The sequence below is a fragment of the Lysobacter niastensis genome (assembly GCF_031457115.1).
Classification (GTDB): domain Bacteria; phylum Pseudomonadota; class Gammaproteobacteria; order Xanthomonadales; family Xanthomonadaceae; genus Lysobacter_J; species Lysobacter_J niastensis_A.
Window position 1 is genome coordinate 470,316 of the sequence record NZ_JAVDVY010000002.1, and the last position, 24,063, is coordinate 494,378.

A 24,063-nucleotide genomic window follows, 5' to 3' on the forward strand; every position below is an offset into this window, starting at 1 on the left:
CCAACCCGTTCAACCTTCGACTTCAGCGCTGCGCGCTTACGCTCAGGACGAACGGTGATGGTATGCGCTGCTGCGAGTTTGACGCTGCTTCGTACATCGCCAGCCAGTGCACTGCGCGCTCCGCCGAGACCCCGTTTGCACTGAGCGTAGCGTAGCGAAGTCGAAGGGCGGGCCCGGAAGCTTCCCGCCCCCTTCATCCTTCGACTTCAGCGCTGCGCGCTTACGCTTCCTTCGACTTCGGGCCTTGCGGCACTACGCTCAGGACGAACGGTGATGGCTACGCGGGCTACGCGTCACGCCGTTTCGTATATCGCCAGCAGCGCTTCTTCCGCTTCGGCCAGTAGCGCGGCGACCTGATCGCGCTTGCGCGCAAGCTCGGCCGCATCGGTGCCGCCACCCGCGTACTGATCGGGATCGGCCAGGTCCATGTCGAGCGTATGCAGCTTCGATTCCAGTTCGGCCACGCGCGCCTCGGCCTGCGCCAGCTTGTGCGCGTTGACCTTGACCGCCTTGGCTGCCGGCTTGGCCGCCGGCACCGGCGCTGCGGCGGCCTTGACTGGCACCTTGCCGTCGCCGCTGCTGTCGCGCGTGCGCAACCACGCCGCATAGGCATCGAGGTCGCCGTCGAACGGCTGGGCCACGCCGTCGGCGACGCGCCAGAACGTGTCGCAGACCAGGCCGATCAGATGGCGGTCATGGCTGACCAGCACGATCGCGCCTTCGAAGATGCTCAGCGCTTCGGCAAGGGCCTCGCGCATGTCGAGATCGAGGTGGTTGGTCGGTTCGTCGAGCAGCAGCACGTTCGGCTTGCGCCAGGCGATCAACGCCAGCGCCAGGCGCGCGCGCTCGCCGCCGGAGAATACATCGACCTTCTCGAACGCACGGTCACCCGGGAAATTCCACTTGCCCAGGAAGTCGCGCAACTGCTGTGTGGCCACGCCCGGCGCGATGTCGGCCAGGTGGTCGATCGCGGTCGTGCCTTCGCGCAGCGACTCCACCGTGTGCTGGGCGAAGTAACCGATGCGCAGGTCAGGATGGCCACCGCGCTCGCCGCTCAGCAGTGGCAACTCGCCGACCAGCGACTTCACCAGGGTCGACTTGCCGGCGCCGTTGGGTCCGAGCAGTGCGACGCGATCGCCGGCTTCGAGGATGAAACCGATCTGGTGCAGCACCGTGTGCTCGCCGTAACCGCAATCGGCGTGGGTCACGCGCAGCAACGCGTGCGGCAGCTTCGCCGGCGCCGGGAACTCGATCCGCAGCGCGCGCTCCACGCGCACCGCCTCGGTGTCGGCCATCTTGGCCAGGCGTTTGACACGCGACTGCGCCTGCTTGGCCTTGGCCGCGCTTGCGCTGAAGCGGTCGATGAAGCTCTGCAGGTGCGCGCGCTCGGCCTGCACCTTTTCGTGGGTGATCTGCTGCAGGCGCAGATGCTCGGCGCGCTGGCGCTCGAACGCCGTGTAGTCGCCCGTGTAGAGCTTGGCCTTGCCGTCGTGCAGATGCAGCGTGTGGGTGGTGATCTCGTCGAGGAACTCACGGTCGTGCGAGATCAGCAGCAGCGTGCCCGGGTACCTGAGCAGCCACTGCTCCAGCCACAGCACCGCGTCGAGGTCGAGGTGGTTGGTCGGCTCGTCGAGCAGCAGCAGGTCGCTCGGCGTCATCAGTGCGCGGGCCAGATTCAGGCGCACGCGCCAGCCGCCGGAGAATTCCTTGACGGCGCGCTCGTGGGTGTCGGGTGAGAAGCCCAGGCCGTGCAGCAGCTTGCCGGCGCGGGCGGTGGCGTCGTAGCCGTTGAGTTCTTCCAGGCGGTGGTGCGCTTCTGCCACCGCCTCCCAGTCCTCGCGCTCGACCGCCTCGCGTTCGGCGACGATCGCGGCGTACACCAGGGCATCGCCGGACAGGACGAAGTCGAGCGCGGGATCGTCGAGTGCCGGGGTTTCCTGGGCGACGCTGGCGATGCGCACGCGAGTCGGGACGTCGATGTCGCCCTTGTCGGCTTCCACCTGGCCCTGGACCGCGGCAAACAACGACGACTTGCCGGTGCCGTTGCGGCCGATGACGCCCACGCGCCAGCCAGCGTGAAGGGTGAGGTCTACATTGGACAGCAGCAGGCGCTCGCCCCGGCGCAGGGCGAAATTACGTAAAGAGATCATGTGGCCATTGTACGTGCCTCGCCCCGCGGACTGGTGCTGGCAGACTGATGCCGAATGCGGCTGGAAACCCGCCGCGGGTTGCATCCACCCCTATCGGCCCACATCCTGAACGGAGATCGCCACCGGAGAGCCAATGCATCACACGTCCCTGATCGCGATCCTGGTGGCCGGCTTCGTGCTGGCGTTCCTGTTCGGCTCGCTCGCCCAGCGCCTGCGGCTGTCGCCGCTGGTCGGCTATCTGCTGGCCGGCGTGGTCGCGGGGCCGTTCACCCCGGGATTCGTCGGTGACCAGACGCTGGCGCCGCAGTTGGCCGAGATTGGCGTGATCCTGCTGATGTTCGGCGTCGGCCTGCATTTCTCGATGCGCGACCTGCTGGCCGTGAAGGCCATCGCCCTGCCCGGCGCCATCGTGCAGATCGCGGTGGCCACCGTGTTGGGCTGGGGCCTGGCGCGGCTGTACGGGTGGCCGCACGGCGCCGGGATCGTGTTCGGCCTTGCCCTGTCGGTCGCCAGCACGGTGGTGCTGCTGCGCGCGTTCGAGGACAGGCGACTGATCGACACCACCCGCGGCCGCATTGCCGTGGGCTGGCTGATCGTCGAGGACCTGGCGATGGTGCTGGCGCTGGTGCTGCTGCCGGCACTGGCCGACGTGCTGCGGGGGGATGCGGGCAACCCGGTGCAGGTCTGGACCGCCCTGTTCAAGACCTTCGCCAAGGTCGGCGCGTTCATCGCGGTGATGCTGATCGTCGGTCGACGCGTGATCCCGTGGATGCTCGAGCGTGTCGCCGGCACCGGCTCGCGCGAACTGTTCACGCTGTGCGTGCTGGCGATCGCACTGGGCGTGGCATTCGGCTCGGCGGCGATGTTCGGCGTGTCGTTCGCGCTGGGCGCGTTCTTCGCCGGCATGCTGCTCAACGAATCGGAATTCAGCCACCAGGCCGCCACCGAGACGCTGCCGCTGCGCGATGCCTTCGCGGTGCTGTTCTTCGTCTCGGTCGGCATGCTGTTCGACCCGATGATCCTGGTCGAGCATCCGCTGCCGGTGCTGGCGACCTTCGCGATCATCGTGCTGGGCAAATCGATCGCGGCGTACGCCATCGTGCGCGCGTTCGGCAAGCCCAACTCCACCGCGCTGCTGATTTCCGCCAGCCTGGCCCAGATCGGCGAGTTCTCCTTCATCCTCGCCGGCCTGGGCATGGAACTGAAAGTGCTGCCGAAGGAAGGCCACGACCTGATCCTGGCCGGCGCTCTGCTGTCGATCATCGTCAATCCGCTGCTGTTCGCCGTGCTGGACCGGCGCGAGGCGCGGGAACTCGCCGCCAAGCGGACCGCCGAGGATCATGAGGCCCCGCAGATTCCCGACGACGTGCGCGATCACGTGATACTGATCGGCTACGGCCGCGTGGGCAGCGTGTTGGGGCGCCTGCTGACCGACCATGGCGTGCCGCTGGTGGTGATCGAGGAAGAGGACGACCGCGTCGATCGCGCGCGCGCCGCGGGTATCCCGACCGTACGCGGCCATGCGGCCGACGAGCGCGCGCTGAGGGAAGCCGTGCCGGAACGCGCGCATACCGCCATGCTGGCTATCCCCAATGCGCTGGAGGCCGGAGAGATCATCGCCAAGCTGCGCGCGGTCAATCCGTCGCTGACCATCGTGGCGCGCGCGCACAGCGACACCGAAGTGCGCCACCTGCTCGAACACGGCGCCGACGCCACGGTGATGGCCGAGCGCGAACTGGCCCACAGCCTGGCCGAAATGGTGCTGGCAACGCCTCCCTATCGCGGCGCTCGACACCTGCCGCCCGCTGCCGTCTGAACTTTCCTCCGCGGACACCCACCATGAGCGACCCAGAAGTCACCCAGCCGCCGCAGTTGAGCCCCATCGAAGCGCGGGTCGTCGCCAGCCTGATCGAAAAGCAGGCGACCACGCCCGACGTCTATCCATTGACGCTCAACGCCATCGTGCTCGCGTGCAACCAGAAGACCGCGCGCGAACCGACGATGCAGCTGGATCCCGGCGAAGTCGGACATGCCCTGCGCCAGCTCGAAGGCCGCGGCTGGGTCAAGGCCCAGCACGGCGGCCGCGCCGACCGCTACGAACACCGGTTCGATACGCAGCTCGGCATCACCCGCCCGCAGGCGGCGCTGCTGGCCCTGATGATGCTGCGAGGCCCGCAGACCGCATACGAACTGCTGACGCGCAGCGAGCGGATGGCGAGTTTCGATGGCGTTGAGGACGTGCAGCATGCGCTCGGCCGGCTGGCGCAACGCGACCGGGCGCTGGTGCGCGAGATTCCGCGCCAGGGCGGGCAGCGCGAGGACCGCTATGCGCACCTGCTCAGCGGCGAGCCGGTAATTCCCGTCGCCAGCGCGCGTGCCGCGTCGACGGCATCGTCGCTGGACAGTCGCGTCGAAGCGCTGGAATCGCGCGTGGCTGACCTCGAAGCGCAACTGGCGCGGCTTGTCGGCGAAGGTGGCGACAAGGATTCGGAAGAATCCTGAGACTGCACCTTCAAAAGCCCCCTCACCCCAGCCCTCTCCCGCGAGCGGGAGAAGGGATGGATAACGCGTTCAGCCCTTGCGAAATATCAAGTGCCCGCCTTCCGCTTCGACCTGCACGGCATCGCCGCTGACGAAATCGCCGGACAGGATCCTGTGCGCCAGCGGATTTTCCAGTTGCTGCTGGATCGCCCGCTTGAGCGGGCGGGCACCGTAAACCGGGTCGAAGCCGACATTGCCCAGCAGCTCCAGCGCCTTGTCGGACACCACCAATCGCAATCCGCGCTCGGTCAGTCGCTTCTCCAGGCCCTTGAGCTGGATGCCGGCGATCTGGCGGATCTGCGCCTTGTCGAGCGGGTGGAACACGACGATGTCGTCGAGCCGGTTGATGAACTCCGGCCGGAAGTGCGACTGCACCACGCCCATCACCGCGGCCTTCATCTGCACGTAGGCTTCCGGTGAATCGTCGCCGGCCATGTCCTGGATCATCTGGCTGCCGAGGTTGGACGTCATCACGATCACGGTGTTTCGGAAGTCGACCGTGCGTCCCTGTCCGTCGGTGAGGCGACCGTCGTCGAGCACCTGCAGCAGGATGTTGAACACATCCGGGTGCGCTTTCTCGACCTCGTCGAGCAGGATCACGCTGTAGGGGCGACGACGCACCGCCTCGGTGAGGTAGCCGCCCTCCTCGTAGCCGACATAGCCCGGAGGCGCGCCGACCAGCCGGCTGACCGCATGCCGCTCCATGAACTCGCTCATGTCGATGCGCACCATCGCATCGGGCGAGTCAAACAGGAACTCGGCCAGCGCCTTGCACAGTTCGGTCTTGCCCACGCCGGTCGGCCCCAGGAACAGGAACGAGCCCGACGGACGGTTTGGATCGGCCAGGCCCGCGCGCGAACGCCGCACCGCATCGGACACGACCTTGATCGCCTCGTCCTGCCCGACCACGCGCGTGTGCAATTGCTCCTCCATGCGCAGCAGCTTCTCGCGCTCGCCTTCGAGCATCTTGCTGACCGGAATGCCCGTCCAGCGCGACACGACCTCGGCGATTTCCTCTTCGGTGACCTTGTCCTGCAGCAGCCTGAAGCCCTTGGTCTCGGCTTCCTGCGCGGCCTTGAGCTGCTTGTCCAGTTCCGGCAGCAACCCATACTGGATCTCGCTCATGCGCGCATAGTCCTGCTTGCGCTGGGCCGCTTCCAGATCCAGCCGGGCCGCCTCGATCTGCTCCTTGATCTTGGTGGCGCCCTGCAGCGTGGCCTTCTCGGCCTTCCAGATTTCCTCCAGGTCGTTGTATTCACGCTCGAGCGTGGATATCTCGCTTTCCAGGTCCGCCAGGCGTTGCTTGCTCGCCTCGTCCTTCTCCTTCTTCAGCGCCTCGCGCTGGATCTTGAGCTGGATCAGGCGGCGCTCCTTGCGATCGAGCTCTTCCGGTTTGGAGTCGATCTCCATGCGGATGCGCGAAGCGGCCTCGTCCATCAGGTCGATCGCCTTGTCGGGCAGCTGGCGGTCGGTGATGTAGCGGTGCGACAGCGTGGCCGCAGCGACGATGGCGGGATCGGTGATCTCCACGCCGTGGTGCACGGCGTATTTCTCCTTCAGGCCGCGCAGGATCGCGATGGTGTCCTCCACGCTGGGCTCGCCGACGTAGACCTTCTGGAAGCGGCGCTCCAGCGCGGCGTCCTTCTCGATGTACTGGCGATACTCGTTGAGCGTGGTGGCGCCGATGCAATGCAGTTCGCCGCGCGCCAGCGCCGGTTTGAGCATGTTGCCGGCGTCCATCGCGCCCTCGGCCTTGCCGGCGCCGACCATCGTGTGCAATTCGTCGATGAACAGGATGATCTGGCCTTCGTTCTTGGCCAGGTCGTTGAGCACGCCCTTCAGGCGCTCCTCGAACTCGCCGCGGAACTTTGCGCCGGCGATCAGCGCGCCCATGTCGAGCGACAGCACCCGCTTGCCGCGCAAGCCCTCCGGCACTTCGCCGTTGATGATGCGCTGGGCCAGCCCTTCCACGATCGCGGTCTTGCCCACGCCGGGTTCGCCGATGAGCACCGGATTGTTCTTGGTGCGGCGCTGCAGCACCTGGATGGTGCGGCGGATCTCCTCGTCGCGGCCGATCACCGGGTCGAGCTTGCCGGACTCGGCGCGCGCGGTCAGGTCGATGGTGTATTTCTCCAGCGCCTGGCGCTGGTCTTCCGCGTTTTCCGTTTGCACGGTTTCGCCTCCGCGCAGCTTTTCGATCGCCGCTTCGAGTTTCTGCCTGTTCGCGCCCGTCGCCTTGAGCGCGCGCCCGACTTCGCCGCCATCGTCCAGCGCCGCCAGCAGGAACAGTTCGCTGGCGATGAACGCGTCGCCGCGCTGCTGGGCCAGCTTGTCGGTGACGTTGAGCAGGCGCGCCAGGTCGTTGCCGAGGCTGATGTTGCCCGCCTGGCCGGTGACCCTGGGCAGCTTCTCCAGCGCCTCGCCCAGGCGCTCGCGCAGCAGCGGCACGTTGACGCCGGCCTGTGCCAGCAACGGGCGCGTGCTGCCGCCGCCCTGGTCGAGCAGCGCGGTCAGCAGGTGCGCGGGTTCGATGACGTTGTGGTCGCGCCCGACCGCCAGCGATTGCGCGTCGGCGATGGCCTGCTGGAAGCGCGAGGTGAGTTTATCCATCCGCATGGAGATACCTTCGGGTGCCGTGGCGGCCCTGGCCGCAATGCACTGGAAATTGCGGTCCCGGGGCCATGTTTCAAGCGCCGTCCGGCGGCGTCCACCTGATGCTTACATGGGCATGTTCAGAATGCGTGGATGGCCGCCGAAACCCGACCGCTTCCGCTGCCGCCCGCAGTCGCGCCCGATTGGGCGCTGTTTCTCGATGTGGACGGGACGCTGCTGGATTTCGCCGATACGCCCGGCGACGTCCACGTCGAGCCGGGCCTGGTCGACACGCTGGCCGTCCTGCACGGCCGCCTGGACGGTGCGCTGGCGCTGGTCAGCGGACGCAGGCTGATGCAGCTGGACGCCCTGTTCGCGCCGTTGCAGTTGCCGGCGGTGGGCCTGCACGGGCTGGAACGACGCGATGACGGCCACCTGGACATCCATCACCGCGCGCCGGCGCTGGACGACGTGCTGGCTGCCGCGCTCGCGCTGACCTCGAAATACCCGGGCGCCCTGACCGAAGACAAGGGCACCGCCATCGCACTGCACTGGCGCGGCGCCCCGGCCGCGGAAGAACCGATTCACGAGTTTGCAACCTCGGCGCTGATCGATCTGCCCGGCTATCACCTGCAGCCGGGCAATCGCGTCATCGAATTGCGTCCCGACGGCGCGCACAAGGGAGCCGCGGTGTTGTCGCTGCTTGCGAAACCGCCGTTCCACGGACGCCGCCCGGTGTTCGTCGGCGACGACCTCACCGACGAGCACGGCTTCACGGCCGTGACCTGCCACGGTGGCTTCGGCGTGCTGGTCGGCCGGCGCCAACCCAGTGCGGCGCGCTATGCCCTGCACGATCCGATGGCGGTGCGGGCCTGGCTGGACGATGCCATTGCCATCACTGAATAAGGAGACGGGATGATCCACGCCGCCAATACCCAGTCCAGCCTCGACCTCGGCCTCATCGGCAACGGCGCCATCGCGGCCCTGGTCGATGCCCGTGGACGCATCGTCTGGGGGTGCGTGCCGGCCTTCGACGGCGATCCCGTCTTCTGCGCCCTGCTCTCGCCCCGCCTGCACGAAGGCGGCGACTACGCGATCGAGCTGGAAGACATGGTGTCTTCCGAGCAGGAGTACCTTCCCAACACCGCCGTGCTGCGCACGGTGCTGCGCGACGGCCATGGCGGCGTCGTGGAGATCACCGACTTCGCGCCGCGCTGGCACCAGCATGATCGCTTCTACCGTCCGGTGATGCTGTTGCGCCGCGTGCGGCCCATCGCGGGCCTCCCCCGCATTCGCGTCGTGCTGCGGCCGCTTTCCGAGTACGGCGCCAGCAAGCCCGAGATCACCTGGGGCAGCAACCATGTCCGCTATCTGGTGCCCGGCTTCATCCTGCGCCTGACCAGCGACGTGCCCGTGCGCATGGTGCGCGAAGGCCTGCCGTTCCTGCTCAACCGGGAGCTGCACCTGGTCCTGGGCCCTGACGAAACACTCACCCAGCCGGTTTCGTCCTTCGTACGCCAGTCCGAGGAAAAGACGATCGGCTATTGGCGCGACTGGGTGCGCAACCTGTCGATTCCGCTGGAATGGCAGGATCCGGTCATCCGCAGCGCGATCACGCTCAAGCTGAGCCAATACGACGAGACCGGCGCGATAGTCGCCGCGATCACCACCTCCATTCCCGAAGCGGCCAACACCGTGCGCAACTGGGACTACCGCTTCTGCTGGCTGCGCGATTCGGCCTTCGTGGTGCGCGCCCTCAACCGACTGGGCGCGACACGCACCATGGAGGAATACCTGCGCTACGTCGCCAACGTCGCCTCCGCCGAGGGCGTGCTGCAGCCGCTGTATGGCATCGGTTTCGAGAAGGAACTGGCCGAGGAGGAAGTGTCGTCGCTGGCCGGATACCGCGGCATGGGGCCGGTGCGGCGCGGCAACCTGGCCTGGCTGCAGCAGCAGCACGACGTCTATGGCAGTGTCGTGCTCGCCGCGACCCAGTTGTTTTTCGACCAGCGCCTGTTGCGCGGCGATGCCGCCATCTTCTCCCGCGTGGAACCGCTGGGCGAGCGCGCGTACGCATTGCACGACCAGCCCGATGCCGGGCTGTGGGAGTTCCGCGGACGCGCCGAGGTCCACACCTACTCCAGCGTGATGTGCTGGGCGGCCTGCGACCGGCTGGCAAGGATCGCCGTGCATCTCAAGCTTCCCGACCGGGTCAAGTACTGGCGAAATCGCGCCGACGAAATGCACGCCCGCATCATCGAGCATGCCTACAACGAGGAACTCGGGTACTTCGTCGAGGCGCTCGACGGCAATCGCCTGGATGCCTCGCTGCTGCTGCTGGCCGACCTGGGCTTCGTCAAGCCGGACGACCCGCGGTTCGTGCGCACCGTCGAAGCCATCGGACTGGGCCTCAAGCGTGGCGACGCGTTGTTCCGCTATGTCGCCCCGGACGACTTCGGGTCGCCGGAGACCAGCTTCACTATCTGCACGTTCTGGTACATCGACGCATTGGCCACGATCGGCCGGCGCGAGGAAGCCAGATCGCTGTTCGAACGCATCCTCAAGCGGCGCAATCCGCTCGGCCTGCTTTCGGAGGACCTCGAATTCGGCGAAGGCGAGGGCTGGGGGAATTTCCCGCAGACCTATTCGCACGTCGGACTGATCAACGCCGCCATGCGCCTGTCGCGTCCGTGGCAGGACGCGACGTAATGCCCGTCAATGGCGCGCTCGCCAATAGCGCGCCGGTGGATAGCGCGATCGCCGGTGGCGCGCGCCATTCGTCGATCGTCAAAGGCGAAAAGAAGGGATTCGACGTTTCGTCATGAGCCGCCTCGTTATCGTGTCCAATCGCGTCGCCCTCCCCGGCGTTCCCAGCGCAGGTGGACTGGCCGTGGCGCTGCAGGCGGCATTGGAGGAAACCGGGGGGCTCTGGTTCGGCTGGAGCGGCAACATCGACCCGGTCGAATCCGGTCGCCTGCATGACCGGACCGAGGGCAACATCCGCTACGTCACGGTCGATCTTTCCAAGCGCGATCACGACGACTACTACAACGGCTTCGCCAACCGCACGCTGTGGCCACTGCTTCACTTCCGCGTCGACCTGGTCGACTACAGCCGCGAGACCTACGCCGGCTACCGCCGCGTCAACGCACTGTTTGCGGAAAAGCTCGCGCCCTTGCTACGCGAGGACGACCTGATCTGGGTGCACGACTACCACCTGATCCCCATGGCGAAGGTGCTGCGCGAATTCGGCGTGCGCAGCCGGATCGGTTTCTTCCTGCACGTGCCGATGCCCTCCTCCGACCTGCTCGCGGCGTTGCCCCAGCACGAGCGGCTGTTCGAAGGACTTTCGTCGTACGACCTGATCGGCTTCCAGACCGAGCGCGACCTGGAGCGATTCCAGGACTACGTGCGCCTGTTCGGTCGTGGCCGCGTGATCGAGCACGGCGTACTGGAAACCAAGGGCAGGCGGCTGCGAGCCGGCGCGTTTCCGATCAGCATCGACACCGCGCACATCGTCAAGCAGGCGGCCGCGTCGGCCAACAGGCCCGGTGTCAAACGACTGGCCTCCAGTCTGTCCGGGCGCGCATTGGCGATCGGCGTGGATCGCCTGGACTACTCGAAAGGGTTGCCGGAACGCTTTCGCGCCTTCGAACGCTTCCTCAAGCGTCATTCCGGACAACGCGGCAAGCTGACGTTCCTGCAGATCGCGCCCGTCTCGCGCGGTGAAGTGGCCGAGTACCAGCATCTTCGCCATGAACTGGAGCAACTGGCCGGCCACATCAATGGCGTGCACGCCGAGCCGGACTGGACGCCGGTGCGTTACGTCAACCGCAACTACCCGCATCCGCTGCTGACCGGCTACTACCGGCTGGCCCGCATCGGCCTGGTGACTCCGTTGCGCGATGGCATGAACCTGGTCGCCAAGGAGTTCGTCGCCGCGCAGGATGCGGAAGACCCCGGCGTGCTGGTGCTGTCGAGTTTCGCCGGCGCGGCGCGCGAACTGGACAGCGCGCTGCTGGTGAATCCCTACGACCTAGACGGCGTCGCCGATGCGATCGCGGTGGCGCTGGCGATGCCATTGGAAGAACGGCGTGAGCGCTGGCAGGCGATGATGACGTTGCTGCAGGCCAACGACATCACCACATGGCGGCGCAATTACCTGATGGCGCTGCGCGGGATCTGAAAACGCCTGGGTAGTTCGAGGCCCGCCACCGCGGGGATGACGACTCGACTGCAAGCGCGCGACGTCGACTCACACCCGCGCTGTCGGCTGCAGGATTTCCACCCAGTAGCCGTCCGGGTCCTTGATGAATGCGATGTTCTTCATGCGCCCGTCGGCGAGACGCTTCTGGAACGGCACGCCCAGCTGCTCGAAACGCGCGCACGCGGCCTCGACATCGGGTACCGAAACGCAGATGTGGCCGAAGCCGCGCGGTTCGCTGTTGCCGTCGTGGTAGGCAAAGGCGGGATCGTTCTCGGTGCCATGGTTGTAGGTCAGCTCCAGCACACCGCGCTGGCTGAGCAGCCATTCGCCGCGCGCCGGCTCCTCGGCCGGGATCACCGACGGGTCGTCGACCAGGACCAGGAAGTAGAGGCTGAACTTCGCCTCGTCGAAATCGCGCCGGCGCACCAGCGTGAAGCCGAGCACACGCGTATAGAAGTCCAGCGCTTGGCGCACGTCCCTGACGCGCAGCATGGTGTGGTTGAACACGAAGCCGTGGGTGGCGTCGTCGCGGTCGGCGGTTACGCCAGGGTTGGCATTGAGCTGGGCTTGCAGGGACATCGCGATCACCTGTGGGGGTAGGTCCAACCGATCAGATGCGGCCTATCGTGCGCGGATCAATGCGCCGGGCCGCTGTTGGCGGGATTCCCGACAGGATCGGCATGCCGCTGCAACGACAGCAGCCCCAGCAGCACTGCGAGCGCCACGTAGGCGCCGGCGAACTGCCAGCAGATCACCCGAGGCAGGCCTTCCAGCGTCCACGGCAGGTAGATGCCGCCGCGCGGATCGACCGAGTGGATGAAGCCGAACAGCGTCAACGCCGCGCCCGCCAGCAGCACCACCGCGGCACGGCGAAAGCGCTGGTCGATCATCGCCACCAGCGCGCTCGACCAGATCATGGCGGTGATGATGAAGCCGTTGCCGAGCGTAACGATAGCCGCCAGGTCCGGCAGGCCATGGCCGTCCACGTCGCTGTAAAGCGCGGCGAAGCGCGCCGGCTCGATCCACGCCGGATTGCCCAGCTTGATCACCAGCAGGTAGGCGATCGATGGCAGGAACGCCAGCGCGACCGCCGGCGCATGCCTGCGCGGGCTGTCGTGGAAAGCCTGCACGGTGATGTCCATGCCGACGTAGACGATGATCGGAGCCAGCACCGCGATCGGCAGCCACTGCACCAGGCCCGAGACGTAGCCGAACACGCCGCCCAGGCCGATGAAAAGCCCCGTCAGCAGCGTGTAGCCCATGCGTGCGCCCATGTGCTTGTACGCGGGCTGGCCGATGTAGGGCGTGGTCTGCGCGACGCCGCCGCAGAAGCCGGCCACCAGTGTCGACACGGCCTCGGCGAGCAGCACGTCGCGGGTCCGGTAGTCGTCGCCGGCGGCACGAGCGCTCTCGCTGACGTTGATTCCGCCGACCACCATCAGCAGGCCAAACGGCAGCAGCAGCGGCAGGTACGGCACCGTGTGCGGCAGGCCTTCGAGGAATCCCAGGGTCGGCAACGGCAGCGTGAAATTCAGTGGCGCCGCATCGGGCATCTTGAACCCGGGCGTACCCAGACCCGCCAGACCCAGGCCGTAGTACAGCGCCGTGCCGACGATGAAGGCCAGCAGCACGCCGGGCATCCGCACGGGCAGCTTGCCTTTGGCCACCAGCACGTAGAGCAGCAGGCCGAAGGTGACGAAGCCCACCACTGGCGAGCGCAGCGTTTCGATCAACGGCAGAAAGCCGAGCAGCGCCAGCGCCGCGCCACCGATCGAACCGAGCAGTGCCGCGCGCGGCACCGCGCGGGTGATGGCATCGCCGAAGAACGACAGCACCAGCTTCAACGTGCCCATCACGATCAGCGACGCCATGCCGAGCTGCCAGGTCGCGACGGCCGCGGCCTGCTCGTCCAAGCCCTGCTGCTTGAAGGCAACGAACGACGGCCCCAGCACCAGCAGCGCCATGCCGATGCTGGTCGGCGCGTCCAGGCCAAGCGGCATCGCCGTGACATCATCGCGACCGCTGCTGGTCGCGAGGCGATGCGCCATCCACGTGTAGATCAGGTTGCCTACCAGCACGCCGAAGGCGGTGCCTGGGAACATGCGCGTGTACACCATGTCGGCCGGAAAACCGAAGATCCCGATAAGCGCCGCGGCGATGAAACCGAGGATCGACAGGTTGTCGACGACCAGACCGAAGAAACCGTTGAGGTCGCCGGCGACGAACCAGCGCCGCGAGGAAGCCGTAGCCATCTTGTAGCGCTCCACTGCCGCATGCACGGCGTTGATTGGATTGCAGTGCCAGGGGTTGCAGTGCGTCAGACGATACAGAAAGAGTCTTCACACACAAATAAATTCATTGCCAGTCCGGTTGCCGCTTGTGGCATCGTCGGCCGCGGCGATGCCCCGCCTGGAAAATCACGGCGAACTAAGGCTCCCGCCATCACAATCTCGCCGGTTGCCTCCAGCGTCCCTGCCTGCAACCCCCGAGTCGGGCGGCCGTCCTCACGCTTCGTTGCGACCTGCGTACAGCGCGAGGCTCTAGACCCGGGATATCCCACGGAAATTGCGCCCCAATACCGGAGGTTGCCATGCTAGACGCACTCATCCGTCAGGCCGAAAAACTGGGCCTTGGCAGCAATGCCGCGCGCTTTATCGGCCTGCTCGTCGACGCCATCTTCAGCGGCCGCCCGGGTGGTTTTTCGGGTTTCAGCCAGCGCTTCGAACAGGCCGGGCTCGGCAGCCTCCTGCAGTCGTGGATCGGCGGAACACCGGGCGACAATGCGCTTGCGCCCGATCAGTTCAATGCCGCTTTCGGCCAGCATGAGATCAGCCGCTTCGCCAACGCGCTGGGCGTTCCCGCGGCCACCATCAACCTGGCTGGCGCCGCCATCCTGCCGAAGCTGATCGCCATGCTGACTCCCGGAGGCCGTATTCCGACCGCCATTCCGCCTGAGTTCGCATCGCTGATCGGCCCCGCGCCACGAACCACCGGGCGCGCGCCGTCCTCGGGCATGCCCGGCTGGCTGAAATGGGTCATACCGCTGCTGATCCTGCTGGGCCTGTTCCTGGCGTTCCGCAGCTGCAAGCACGAAGCACCGCCCCCGCCACCGCCGCCCGCAGCGACGACACCGGCGCCGCCGGCTCCCGTGGTGCAAGCGAACGCGCGCTTTGGCTTCGATAACACGGCGGGCAAGGTCGGGGTCAGTGGCCAACTGGCCAGTGACGCCGATCGCCAGCGCCTGATTGACGCGCTGACCGCGGCGTTCGGCGCGGGCAACGTCAGCGGCGACATCACCGTCGACGCCAACACCCTGCCGGCAGGCTGGATCGACAAGCTTATCTCCGTGCTGCCCGACCTGAAGGCCGACGGCCTGAAGTTCGGATTCGATGGCGACAAGCTGACCATCGACACCTCCGGATTGCCGGAAGACCAGCGTTTCGCCATTACCGAAAAGCTGCGCAAGGTGTTTGGCGGCTATGCGATCACCGGCCTGTGGGATCGCGCGACTGCGGCACTGGCGGGATTGAAGTCTGGTTTCAGTGCCGGCGACCTGGTCAAGGCGCTGAACCTGATGAACATCTACTTCGAGACCGACTCGGCGAAGATCACCGCCGACAGCATGGAGGTCCTGCAGCGCGCGGCCGATGCGATCAAGGCCGCGCCGTCAGGCACGCGCATCGAGATCGGCGGACACACCGACAACACCGGCGATGCCGCCAGTAACGTCACGCTGAGCCAGCAGCGCGCCGACGCGGTGATGGCGAAGTTGGCCGAGTTGGGCGTGTCCAGCGCGATGCTGACCGCCAAGGGCTACGGGCAGGACAAGCCGATCGCCGACAACAACACCGAGGAAGGGCGAGCCAGGAATCGCAGGATCGAGTTCAACGTCCTGAAATGACGGGTTTTACCTGCGTTGCCCAGGGAAGCCGGCCCGAATGGCCGGCTTCCCTTTTGTATTGCCGTTGTATTGCCGACTTCGTGGTCAGAACGACACCTCGACCGGCTGCCGCGACCAGAGCACCGACTCGTGCCCGGTCGCCTGCTTCCACGCCTGGCGGATCGCCTCGATGTCTGCCCGATGCTGCGCGCGGTCTTCGTGCAGCACCACCAGGATCTTGCAGCGCTGGCGCACCAGCCGCCCCTCCTCCCGGAAACGCCACTGTCCATAGCCGTCGATCACGGTCAGTCCATCGGGGAAACGTTGCGTCACCTCGTGGTCGAGGAACTCGCGCCAGCGCGCCTCGTCGATGCGGTCGCTGCCGTCCTCGTTGCCGACGGCGAAGTACAGCTCGCTGCGGATCCAGCCCGACGCCTGCGCCGGTCGCGCGGCATCGCCGGACATCGCCGGCACGGACACCGGTGCGCTCGCACAACCGCCGAGCACGCCCAGCAGCACAGCCAGGCCGCAAGCGCGCATGCCGTGCACGAGGCTCACGTCAGGAAGCGCGACGCCTGCTCCGGCGTCGGCATCAGGCAGCGTTCGTGGCGCCCGAACCAGCGGTAACGGTTGCGCGCCCCCAGGCGATACAGGCGATCGCGCAGCGCGCGCGGGCACAGGGCGATGGCGCGGGAAGGAATCTTCCAGGCACCGCCCAGCCCCGACAGCACTCGCACGATCGCGTCGGTGTCGGTCCAGGCGTAACCGTCCTCGACCAGCAGGAACGACACCGGGTCGTCCGGATCCAGTCCGTGCGCGCCCAGCAGCCGGCGGCCTGCCGGCGCCTGCATCGCCGCGAACCGGAAACGCCCGTGCCGGTCGTGGCGCAGCAGGAAATGCACCCAGCCGTTGCACAGCACGCACACGCCGTCGAACACGACGGTAGTTGTCGCCTGCCCTTCGTGTTCAGTCGACATCGAGCCAACCCCGGTAATGCACCAGCAGGCCGATGCGCGGCAGTGATGCGGTCACGTCGAAGCGATAGCGGTGCTCGCGCTCGTACTCGCGGGCGCTGACCCGCGCGAACCAGCGCGCCGGCAATGGCAGTCCGAGTGCGCGTACCTGCGCCACGCGCCAGATCACGGCGCGACCGGCGCCGGGCAGGTCCTCGACCTCGAGCCGGAAAGCGAACCGCACCAGCCCCAGTTGTTCGCGCAGCAGCGCGTCGCGAGCCCAAAGCCGCGAACGCATCGGCTTGCCCGCGATCACCCGCGCCCAGCGCTCGCCGCCCTCGTCCGCATCGATCTCCACGCGCAGCGCGCCCTTGCCTGCGCGCGGCAGGCGCGTGGCCCAGGCGCACAGGCGCGAGGCCCAGCCGCCGCCGCGCTCGACCTCGACCTTGCCGTGGTAACGACGCAGGCCGCTGCGTTCGTGCAGCGCACGCACCTTGGGCGGCAGCGTGTCGAACTGCGCTGCCAGCAGTTGCCGGTACAGCGGAATCGACACGGGCGCGCTCATCGGGCTGGCTCGATCCACACCAGCGAGGCCATGCGGCCGGTGCGCTGGTCGCGACGGTGCGAGAAGAAACGCTGCGCATCGGCGATGGTGCACAGGCCGCCGCCGTGGATGCGCTCGGCGGCGACGCCCATCGCCTGCAATCTGCGCCGCGCCAGCGCATACAAGTCGACGCGCCAGTGGTGCGGGCGCGTGGTGACGAACGCCGCGCCGGCGCCCCAGTCGCGCGCAACGAAGGCGTCGTAGACCTCTTCGCCGATCTCGTAATGCTGCGGTCCCGCGGCCGGGCCAAGCCACACCTGCAAGCGCTCCGGCGCTGTCCGCATCGCCGCCACGGTGTTCTCCAGCACGCCGGCGGCAAGACCGCGCCAGCCGGCGTGCGCCGCGCCCACCTCGCTGCCGTCATCGGCAGAGAACAGCACCGGCATGCAGTCGGCGGTGAGGATCGCCAGCACCGTGCCCGGCGTGGCGGTCACCGAGGCGTCGGCTTCGGGCTCGTCGACGGCCGCGGCACCGTCATCGAAGCGCTGCACCTGCACGCCGTGCACCTGTCGCAACCAACGCGGCGGCGACGGCAGCGATGCATGCCCGACCAGCAGCTCGCGGTTGCGCAACACCGCGTCGGCATCGTCGCCGGCACGCAGGCCGAGATTGAAACTGTCGAACGGCGCCGGCGATACGCCCAAGCCGTGGCGCAGCGTGGTGAACCCGCGGACGGTCGCCGGTGCGGACCATTGCGCGGGAAGCCAGGCCGCGGCCACGCCTCAGCGCTCCCGCTCGGCGGCGGCGCGGGTGTCGTCGTGCAGCACCCGGATCAGGCGCTGCAGATCATCCGGCACCGGCGCGCTGCAACGCACCGGCTCGCCGCTGACCGGATGGATGAACTCCAGCGTTTCCGCATGCAATGCCTGGCGCTTGAAGCCGCGCAATCCGGCAATCAGTTCCTCGGTCGCGCCCTTGGGCAGCTTCAGCGGACCGCCGTACAGCGGATCGCCGACGATCGGATGCTTGAGGTGCTGCATGTGCACGCGAATCTGGTGGGTGCGTCCCGTTTCCAGCCGGCATTCGAGCAAGGTGTGCGCACGGAAGCGTTCGCGCAGGCGGAAGTGCGTGACCGCATCGCGACCATCGTCGCGCACGGACATGCGGATGCGATCGCGCGGATGACGGTCGATCGGCGCATTGGCCGTGCCGCCCGACACCAGCGAACCGACCACCACCGCCAGGTACTGGCGATGCACTTCGCGCGAGGACAACTGCTCGATCAGCGCGGTGTGGGCCTGAAGGGTACGCGCCACGACCATGACGCCGGAGGTGTCCTTGTCCAGCCGGTGCACGATGCCGGCGCGCGGCAGCGTGTTGAGCGAGGGATCGCGATGCAGCAGCGCATTGACCAGCGTGCCGGCCGGATTGCCGGCGCCGGGGTGGACGACCAGGCCCGGCGGCTTGTTGATGACGATGACGTGCTCGTCCTCGTACAGCACGTCCAGGGCGATGTCTTCCGGCTCCGAGTGCGTCTGCACCTCGAGCTCGGCGTTGAGCGTGACGGTCTCGCCGCCGCGCACAGGGTCGCGCGGCCGGACCTCGCGGCCGTCCAGGCGGGCATCGCCGGATTTGATCCAGCTCGCCAGCCGGGAACGCGAGAAGTCGGGGAACAGTTCGGCCAGGACCGCATCGAAGCGGCGTCCGGCGGCGCTGTCCGGAACGGTGGCCTGCATGGGTGCGGTAGTGGGGGTCATCGGAGGGGCGGGGTTCAGGGCGGGGGCCTCGGGACTGCTATTATCCGGCGTTCGTACCTTCGGCGCCCGTCGACCCAGCCATGACCCTACGCTCCGCCTCTTTGCGCCTGTTGATCCTGTTCCTCGCCATTGCCTTCGCCGGCGCCGGTTGCAGCAAATTCTCCAAGAAGGACGCGGACGAGGGCGTGCCGGTCGAGCAGCTCTACGAGAAGGCCCACAAGTCGATGACCCAGGGCAACTGGTCGTCGGCCGAGGGCACCTTCAAGCGCCTGGTCGCCCAGTACCCCTACGGCCCGTACACCGAGCAGGCTCTGGTCGAGACCGCCTACGCCCAGTACAAGTCCGGCAAGCAGGACGACGCGATCAGCAGCATCGACCGCTTCATCCGCACTTACCCGACCCACAAGAACATCGCGTACATGTACTACCTGCGCGGCCTGTCCAACTCCAACCGCGACACGGTGTTCCTGCAGCAGGTCTGGAGTCTGGACGCCAGCCGCCGCGACCTGGCCACGCCGTTGCAGGCGTTCAACGACTTCTCCATCGTCGCCGACCGCTACCCCAACAGCCGCTACGCCGACGACGCGCGCAATCGCATGCGCGGCCTGCGCGACATGTTCGCCCGCCACGAGCTCGACACCGCGCTGTACTACCTGCGCCGCACCGCCTACGTGGCCGCGGCCAACCGCGCCAAGTTCCTACTTGAGACCTACCCGCAGAGCCAGTACCAGAACGACGCCGTCGCCACCCTGGCCGCCGCTTATGAAGGTCTGGGCAACGAAACCCTGGCCGCAGACGCCAAGCGCGTGCTGCAGCAGAACCAGCCGGACCATCCGTACCTGGCCGGCAAGTGGCCGGACTACCCGAGCAACTGGCGCAAGATCAACCCGTTTGCGGGTGAGAAGTCGGCGCTGGATAACGACTGAGCGCACTCAATCGTCCGCTGACGAAAACGCCGCCATCAGGCGGCGTTTTTGTTTGTGCGCTCCGGGCGATCGCTTGCCCGTGACGGCAGAACTCCCTTCTGGCAGTAGCGGCGGCGGCAACCGTCCTCTCGACTCCCGAGCCGTCATCCCAGCGAAAACTGGATCCATTTTTCCGTTGTCGCCCGCCCTTGGAGCAACAGCAAAATGCGCCTCCCTCCGACCGTCATCCCAGCTTTCGCTGGGATGACGACTTGGAGGCTTGCCCGCTCCCGCTTGCGGGAATGGCCTCAGCCGCGATACCCATTGCTGATCGGATACCGCCGCTCGCGGCCGAATGCGCGCCGCGACACTTTCGGCCCCGGCGCGGACTGATGCCGCTTCCACTCGCTGATCCGCACCAGCCGCAGCACTTTGTCCACCGTAGCCGCGTCAAAACCGGCGGCCACGATCTCGTCGCGCGACTGTTCCTGGTCGACGTAGCGCAGCAGGATCGCGTCGAGCACGTCGTAGGGCGGCAGCGAATCCTGATCCTTCTGGTTCTCGCGCAACTCGGCCGAGGGCGGCCGATCGATCACGGCCTGCGGGATGACGCGGTCGCCGACGGTGTTGCGCCAGCGCGCCAGCGCGAACACCTCGGTCTTGTACAGGTCCTTCAGCGGCGCATAACCGCCGCACATGTCACCGTAGATGGTGGCGTAACCGACCGCGTACTCGCTCTTGTTGCCGGTGGTCAGCAGCAGACCGCCGAACTTGTTGCTCATCGCCATCAGCAGCGCGCCGCGGGTACGCGACTGCAGATTCTCTTCGGTGGTATCGACCGGCCGATCGCCGAAATGCTCGGCCAGTGCATCCAGATACCCTTGGAACGGCTTCTCGATCGGCAGCGTCAACAGCCGCACGCCCTGTATCTTGCATTGCTCGGCAGCCAGGTCGTTGGACAGGCCGGCGGTATAGCGCGAGGGCATCCGCACCGCGGTGACGTTGTCAGCACCTAATGCATCGACCGCGATGGCGAGCACCAGCGAGGAGTCGATGCCGCCGGACAGGCCCAGCCAGACCTTCTCGAAACCGTTCTTGCGGCAATAGTCCTGGGTGCCGCGCACCACCGCGCGCCAGGCCAGGCCGTCGCGGCTCTCGTCGCCGTCCTCCATCCACTCCAGCGGCGTGAACCGGCGCGAGTCCGGGTCGAACTCGACCACCAGCCACTGGTCGGTAAACGCGGCAGCGGCAGGATGCACGGTGCCGTCGCCATCGGCCACGACGGACGCACCGTCGAACACCAGCGCGTCCTGGCCACCCACGACATTGAGATAGGCCAGCGCAACGCCGGTTTCCTGCACGCGCTGGGCCAGCAGCGCATCGCGCTGCAGGTGCTTGTCGCGCTCGAACGGCGAGGCATTGGGCACCAGCACCAGTTCGGCGCCCCTGGCCGCGGTGCTGGCCAACGGTTCGGCGAACCACAGGTCCTCACAGATGATCAGACCGACCTGCACGCCATCGACATCGAACACGCAGTCCTCGCGGTCGGGATCGACGTCGAAGTAGCGGCGTTCGTCGAACACGGCGTAGTTGGGCAGCTCACGCTTGCGGTAGGTGTGCGAGACGTGGCCGTCGCGCAATACGCTGGCGGCGTTGTAGACGACGCTGCCGGCCGCCTGCGGCCAGCCGACCACGGCGACGATGCCACGCGTGCCTGCCGCGATTCGCTGCAAGGCCTGCTCGCAATCGGAGAGGAAACCGGGACGCAGCAGCAGGTCCTCAGGCGGGTAACCGCTCAGCGCCAGCTCCGGAAACAGCACGACGTCCGCGCCGTATTCGTCGCGCGCCTGGGTGATCATTTCCGCGATCCGTTCGGCATTCTGGTGAACGGCGCCGACCGGGAAATCAAACTGGGCAAGGGCAATGCGTAGGGGGTTGGACATCGTCAGCCTCTAAACCCCTCTCCCGTTCTCGGGAGAGGGCTGGGGTGGGGCGGCCACGGGCGAATTCGGGATGTATCGCCGCGAGCACCGCCTCGGTCTGCGTCAGGACGTCATTGTTCCAGAATCCGAGGACACGGTAGTGAGGGCCGCTTTTCGCCACAAAGCAAAAAGGCCACCCGAAGGTGGCCTTTCCGCATCACAGCTCAAGCGCGCTTACTTGGCCAGACGCTTGGCGATCGCAGCACCGAGGTCGCCCGGCGACTTCACCGTGGTGACGCCGGCCTTCTCCATCGCCGCGAACTTGCCTTCCGCCGTGCCCGAGCCGCCCGAGGCGATCGCGCCGGCATGGCCCATGCGCTTGCCCTTCGGGGCCGAAGCGCCGGCGATGAAGCCGACCACCGGCTTGGTGACGTACTGGGAGATGAACTCCGCCGCTTCTTCCTCGGCCGAACCGCCGATCTCGCCGACCATGATGATGCCTTCGGTCTGCGGATCGTCCTGGAACCACTTCAGCGCATCGATGAAGTTGGTGCCGTTGATCGGGTCGCCGCCGATGCCGATGCAGGTCGACTGGCCCAGGCCCACGTCGGTGGTCTGCTTGACCGCTTCATAGGTCAGCGTGCCCGAACGCGACACGATGCCGATCTTGCCCGGCATGTGGATGTGGCCCGGCATGATGCCGATCTTGCACTCGCCCGGCGTGATCACGCCGGGGCAGTTCGGACCGACCAGCACGACGTCGTCGTAACCGTTGAGCACGTTCTTCACGCGCAGCATGTCCAGCACCGGGATGCCCTCGGTGATGCAGACGATGACCTTGATGCCGGCGTCGGCCGCTTCGAGGATCGCGTCGGCCGCGAACGGCGGCGGCACGTAGATGACGGAGGCATCGGCGCCGGTTTCGTCGACGGCTTCGGCGACGGTGTTGAACACCGGCAGGCCGAGATGCTGGGTGCCGCCCTTGCCCGGGGTCACGCCACCGACGACCTTGGTGCCGTACTCGAGCATCTGCTCGGCGTGGAAGGTGCCCTGCGAGCCGGTGAAGCCCTGGACGATCACCTTCGTATTCTTGTTGATCAAAACAGACATGGGATCGTCGTTCCTTACTTGCCGGCGACGGCGGCAACCGCCTTCTTCGCGCCGTCGTTGATGTCGTCGGCCGGAGTGATGGCCAGACCCGAATTCTTCAGCAGTTCCTTGCCGGCTTCGACGTTCGTGCCTTCCAGGCGCACGATCACCGGCACCTTGACGTCGACTTCCTTGACCGCACCGATGATGCCCTCGGCGATCATGTCGCAACGGACGATGCCGCCGAAGATGTTGACGAAGATCGCCTTGACCTTGTCGCTCGACAGGATCAGCTTGAACGCCTCGGTCACGCGCTCCTTGGTGGCGCCGCCGCCGACGTCGAGGAAGTTGGCCGGCGAACCGCCATTGAGCGAGATAACGTCCATCGTCGCCATCGCCAGGCCGGCACCGTTGACCATGCAGCCGATGTTGCCGTCCATCGTGACGTAGTTGAGGTCGTGCTGGCTGGCCTTGACCTCGGTCTCGTCTTCCTGGCGGATGTCGCGCATCGCGGCCAGTTCCGGATGACGGAACGTCGCGTTGTCGTCGGAGTTGATCTTGCCGTCGAGCACGGCGAGGTCGCCGCTGGTCATGATGGCGAGCGGGTTGAGCTCGACCAGCGCCAGGTCCTTGTCGTTGAACAGCTTGTACAGGCCCAGCATGATCTTGGTCAGCTGGCCGACCTGCTTGGCATTCAGGCCCAGCGCGAAGCCGAGGTTGCGGCATTCGTACGGCTGCAGGCCCTGCACGTAGTTGACGTTGAGGGTCTTGATCGCTTCGGGCTTCTCGTGCGCGACCTGCTCGATGTCCATGCCGCCTTCGGCCGACGCGATGAAGGTGATCGAGCGGGTGTCGCGGTCGACCAGCACCGACAGGTACAGCTCCTTGGCGATGTCGGTGGCCTGGGTGATAAGCACGCTGTCGACGGGCAGTTCAATGCCGGCCGTCTGGTAGGTCGCCATCTTGGTGCCGAGCATGCCCTTGGCGTAGTCGCGGACTTCGTCGTAGGTCTTGGCCAGCTTGACGCCACCGGCCTTGCCGCGGCCGCCCGCGTGGATCTGGGCCTTGACCACCCAGAAATCGCCGCCGATGGCCTTGGCGGCATCGACTGCTTCTTCCGGAGTGCGCGCTACGCGCCCGGCCGGCACCGCGATGCCGTAGTCGGCAAACAGCTGCTTGGCCTGATATTCGTGAAAATTCATGCGTCACCGAGGGGAATGAAAAGAATCCCCGCGGTCAGGACAAGGACCGGCCGAGCGCGAGGGGGCCGTATTGTCGCCCATCGGCGCGGCGCGGGCAAAACCGGCCCTCACCCCAACCCTCTCCCGCAGGCGAAGAGGGGCTCAAAGGCCTCGCGCGGCAAAGCCCCTCTTCGGACCTGCAGCGCCCGTAGAGTGTCCACAGGTGAGAGGGTTGGGGCGAGAGCGCTCCCCGCACGCCACCAACCTGGGCTCCAGCGCAAGTCACGTTATCGCCGCCTGTCCCTATACTCGCCCCATCCACCGCCACCAGACGCCCCGCTT

The 24,063-nt window shown here is 66.9% G+C and carries 19 protein-coding genes; 7 read left to right on the forward strand and 12 right to left on the reverse strand.

What is annotated here, in order from left to right:
• Window positions 1-293: 293 nt before the first annotated feature.
• A complete protein-coding gene (locus tag J2X06_RS11395) occupies window positions 294-2,150 on the reverse strand; it encodes an ABC-F family ATP-binding cassette domain-containing protein (protein ID WP_310062450.1) in 1,857 nt (618 codons plus the stop codon).
• 133 nt (window positions 2,151-2,283) lie between these two features.
• Here J2X06_RS11395 and ybaL point away from each other — a divergent pair, with 133 nt between their 5' ends.
• Together ybaL and J2X06_RS11405 are read left to right on the forward strand one after the other, a co-directional pair.
• On the forward strand, window positions 2,284-3,966 hold the full coding sequence (ybaL, locus tag J2X06_RS11400; RefSeq protein ID WP_310062453.1) for a YbaL family putative K(+) efflux transporter: 1,683 nt from the start codon (window positions 2,284-2,286) through the stop codon (window positions 3,964-3,966).
• A gap of 23 nt (window positions 3,967-3,989) precedes the next feature.
• Window positions 3,990-4,652, forward strand: a complete 663-nt coding sequence (locus J2X06_RS11405) for a YceH family protein (protein WP_310062455.1) — start codon at window positions 3,990-3,992, stop codon at window positions 4,650-4,652.
• Between the two features lie 69 nt (window positions 4,653-4,721).
• On the opposite strand, the gene clpB is transcribed toward J2X06_RS11405, so the two are convergent.
• Complete coding sequence (gene clpB / locus J2X06_RS11410) at window positions 4,722-7,307, reverse strand: ATP-dependent chaperone ClpB (protein ID WP_310062459.1); 2,586 nt, start codon at window positions 7,305-7,307, stop codon at window positions 4,722-4,724.
• Between the two features lie 129 nt (window positions 7,308-7,436).
• Here clpB and otsB point away from each other — a divergent pair, with 129 nt between their 5' ends.
• The 3 genes from otsB to otsA all read left to right on the forward strand — a co-directional run bounded on the left by otsB (window position 7,437) and on the right by otsA (window position 11,469).
• On the forward strand, window positions 7,437-8,189 hold the full coding sequence (gene otsB / locus J2X06_RS11415; protein ID WP_310062462.1) for a trehalose-phosphatase: 753 nt from the start codon (window positions 7,437-7,439) through the stop codon (window positions 8,187-8,189).
• Window positions 8,190-8,198: 9 nt separating this feature from the next.
• On the forward strand, window positions 8,199-9,992 hold the full coding sequence (locus tag J2X06_RS11420; RefSeq protein ID WP_310062465.1) for a glycoside hydrolase family 15 protein: 1,794 nt from the start codon (window positions 8,199-8,201) through the stop codon (window positions 9,990-9,992).
• Window positions 9,993-10,104: 112 nt separating this feature from the next.
• On the forward strand, window positions 10,105-11,469 hold the full coding sequence (gene otsA, locus J2X06_RS11425; RefSeq protein ID WP_310062467.1) for an alpha,alpha-trehalose-phosphate synthase (UDP-forming): 1,365 nt from the start codon (window positions 10,105-10,107) through the stop codon (window positions 11,467-11,469).
• Window positions 11,470-11,538: 69 nt separating this feature from the next.
• Here the strand turns inward: otsA and gloA are convergent, their stop codons facing one another.
• Window positions 11,539-12,069: a lactoylglutathione lyase gene (gene gloA, locus J2X06_RS11430; protein ID WP_310062471.1), complete on the reverse strand. Its 531-nt coding sequence runs from the start codon at window positions 12,067-12,069 to the stop codon at window positions 11,539-11,541.
• 56 nt (window positions 12,070-12,125) lie between these two features.
• The gene (locus J2X06_RS11435) at window positions 12,126-13,742 is read right to left on the reverse strand and encodes a hypothetical protein (protein WP_310062473.1); all 1,617 of its coding nucleotides are present in this window, start codon (window positions 13,740-13,742) and stop codon (window positions 12,126-12,128) included.
• Between the two features lie 338 nt (window positions 13,743-14,080).
• Between J2X06_RS11435 and J2X06_RS11440 the strand changes: the two genes are divergently transcribed.
• Window positions 14,081-15,391 carry an OmpA family protein gene (locus tag J2X06_RS11440; RefSeq protein WP_310062476.1) on the forward strand — a complete coding sequence of 437 codons (1,311 nt, stop codon included), beginning with the start codon at window positions 14,081-14,083 and terminating at the stop codon, window positions 15,389-15,391.
• An 84-nt stretch (window positions 15,392-15,475) separates the two neighbouring features.
• On the opposite strand, the gene J2X06_RS11445 is transcribed toward J2X06_RS11440, so the two are convergent.
• The 5 genes from J2X06_RS11445 to rluD are packed head-to-tail and all read right to left on the reverse strand — an operon-like array spanning window position 15,476 to window position 18,624.
• The gene (locus J2X06_RS11445) at window positions 15,476-15,910 is read right to left on the reverse strand and encodes a DUF3574 domain-containing protein (RefSeq protein WP_430539596.1); all 435 of its coding nucleotides are present in this window, start codon (window positions 15,908-15,910) and stop codon (window positions 15,476-15,478) included.
• Between the two features lie 14 nt (window positions 15,911-15,924).
• Window positions 15,925-16,347 carry a thiol-disulfide oxidoreductase DCC family protein gene (locus J2X06_RS11450; protein ID WP_310062479.1) on the reverse strand — a complete coding sequence of 141 codons (423 nt, stop codon included), beginning with the start codon at window positions 16,345-16,347 and terminating at the stop codon, window positions 15,925-15,927.
• Window positions 16,337-16,888 carry a DUF4166 domain-containing protein gene (locus J2X06_RS11455; protein WP_310062482.1) on the reverse strand — a complete coding sequence of 184 codons (552 nt, stop codon included), beginning with the start codon at window positions 16,886-16,888 and terminating at the stop codon, window positions 16,337-16,339. Before J2X06_RS11455 ends, J2X06_RS11450 begins: the two co-directional genes overlap by 11 nt.
• A complete protein-coding gene (pgeF, locus tag J2X06_RS11460; protein ID WP_310062484.1) occupies window positions 16,885-17,646 on the reverse strand; it encodes a peptidoglycan editing factor PgeF in 762 nt (253 codons plus the stop codon). Before pgeF ends, J2X06_RS11455 begins: the two co-directional genes overlap by 4 nt.
• Before the next feature lie 3 nt (window positions 17,647-17,649).
• The gene (gene rluD / locus J2X06_RS11465) at window positions 17,650-18,624 is read right to left on the reverse strand and encodes a 23S rRNA pseudouridine(1911/1915/1917) synthase RluD (RefSeq protein WP_310062486.1); all 975 of its coding nucleotides are present in this window, start codon (window positions 18,622-18,624) and stop codon (window positions 17,650-17,652) included.
• An 80-nt stretch (window positions 18,625-18,704) separates the two neighbouring features.
• On the opposite strand from rluD, the gene J2X06_RS11470 reads away from it, so the two are divergent.
• Window positions 18,705-19,550, forward strand: a complete 846-nt coding sequence (locus J2X06_RS11470; RefSeq protein WP_310062489.1) for an outer membrane protein assembly factor BamD — start codon at window positions 18,705-18,707, stop codon at window positions 19,548-19,550.
• 287 nt (window positions 19,551-19,837) lie between these two features.
• Here J2X06_RS11470 and J2X06_RS11475 read toward each other — a convergent pair whose 3' ends face one another.
• The 3 genes from J2X06_RS11475 to sucC form a co-directional block, all read right to left on the reverse strand.
• A complete protein-coding gene (locus tag J2X06_RS11475) occupies window positions 19,838-21,472 on the reverse strand; it encodes an NAD+ synthase (RefSeq protein ID WP_310062492.1) in 1,635 nt (544 codons plus the stop codon).
• 213 nt (window positions 21,473-21,685) lie between these two features.
• A complete protein-coding gene (gene sucD / locus J2X06_RS11480) occupies window positions 21,686-22,561 on the reverse strand; it encodes a succinate--CoA ligase subunit alpha (protein WP_310062494.1) in 876 nt (291 codons plus the stop codon).
• 14 nt (window positions 22,562-22,575) lie between these two features.
• Window positions 22,576-23,742, reverse strand: coding sequence for an ADP-forming succinate--CoA ligase subunit beta (sucC, locus tag J2X06_RS11485; protein ID WP_310062497.1), 1,167 nt, complete (start codon window positions 23,740-23,742; stop codon window positions 22,576-22,578).
• Window positions 23,743-24,063: the final 321 nt, after the last annotated feature.

Excerpts from the sequence above, each read along its gene's own strand:
- J2X06_RS11395 (WP_310062450.1), bottom strand. The coding sequence starts at position 2,150 with ATGATCTCTTTACGTAATTTCGCCCTGCGCCGGGGCGAGCGCCTGCTG.
- ybaL (WP_310062453.1), top strand. The coding sequence starts at position 2,284 with ATGCATCACACGTCCCTGATCGCGATCCTGGTGGCCGGCTTCGTGCTG.
- J2X06_RS11405 (WP_310062455.1), top strand. The coding sequence starts at position 3,990 with ATGAGCGACCCAGAAGTCACCCAGCCGCCGCAGTTGAGCCCCATCGAA.
- clpB (WP_310062459.1), bottom strand. The coding sequence starts at position 7,307 with ATGCGGATGGATAAACTCACCTCGCGCTTCCAGCAGGCCATCGCCGAC.
- otsB (WP_310062462.1), top strand. The coding sequence starts at position 7,437 with ATGGCCGCCGAAACCCGACCGCTTCCGCTGCCGCCCGCAGTCGCGCCC.
- J2X06_RS11420 (WP_310062465.1), top strand. The coding sequence starts at position 8,199 with ATGATCCACGCCGCCAATACCCAGTCCAGCCTCGACCTCGGCCTCATC.
- otsA (WP_310062467.1), top strand. The coding sequence starts at position 10,105 with ATGAGCCGCCTCGTTATCGTGTCCAATCGCGTCGCCCTCCCCGGCGTT.
- gloA (WP_310062471.1), bottom strand. The coding sequence starts at position 12,069 with ATGTCCCTGCAAGCCCAGCTCAATGCCAACCCTGGCGTAACCGCCGAC.
- J2X06_RS11435 (WP_310062473.1), bottom strand. The coding sequence starts at position 13,742 with ATGGCTACGGCTTCCTCGCGGCGCTGGTTCGTCGCCGGCGACCTCAAC.
- J2X06_RS11440 (WP_310062476.1), top strand. The coding sequence starts at position 14,081 with ATGCTAGACGCACTCATCCGTCAGGCCGAAAAACTGGGCCTTGGCAGC.
- J2X06_RS11445 (WP_430539596.1), bottom strand. The coding sequence starts at position 15,910 with ATGCGCGCTTGCGGCCTGGCTGTGCTGCTGGGCGTGCTCGGCGGTTGT.
- J2X06_RS11450 (WP_310062479.1), bottom strand. The coding sequence starts at position 16,347 with ATGTCGACTGAACACGAAGGGCAGGCGACAACTACCGTCGTGTTCGAC.
- J2X06_RS11455 (WP_310062482.1), bottom strand. The coding sequence starts at position 16,888 with ATGAGCGCGCCCGTGTCGATTCCGCTGTACCGGCAACTGCTGGCAGCG.
- rluD (WP_310062486.1), bottom strand. The coding sequence starts at position 18,624 with ATGACCCCCACTACCGCACCCATGCAGGCCACCGTTCCGGACAGCGCC.
- J2X06_RS11470 (WP_310062489.1), top strand. The coding sequence starts at position 18,705 with ATGACCCTACGCTCCGCCTCTTTGCGCCTGTTGATCCTGTTCCTCGCC.
- J2X06_RS11475 (WP_310062492.1), bottom strand. The coding sequence starts at position 21,472 with ATGTCCAACCCCCTACGCATTGCCCTTGCCCAGTTTGATTTCCCGGTC.
- sucD (WP_310062494.1), bottom strand. The coding sequence starts at position 22,561 with ATGTCTGTTTTGATCAACAAGAATACGAAGGTGATCGTCCAGGGCTTC.
- sucC (WP_310062497.1), bottom strand. The coding sequence starts at position 23,742 with ATGAATTTTCACGAATATCAGGCCAAGCAGCTGTTTGCCGACTACGGC.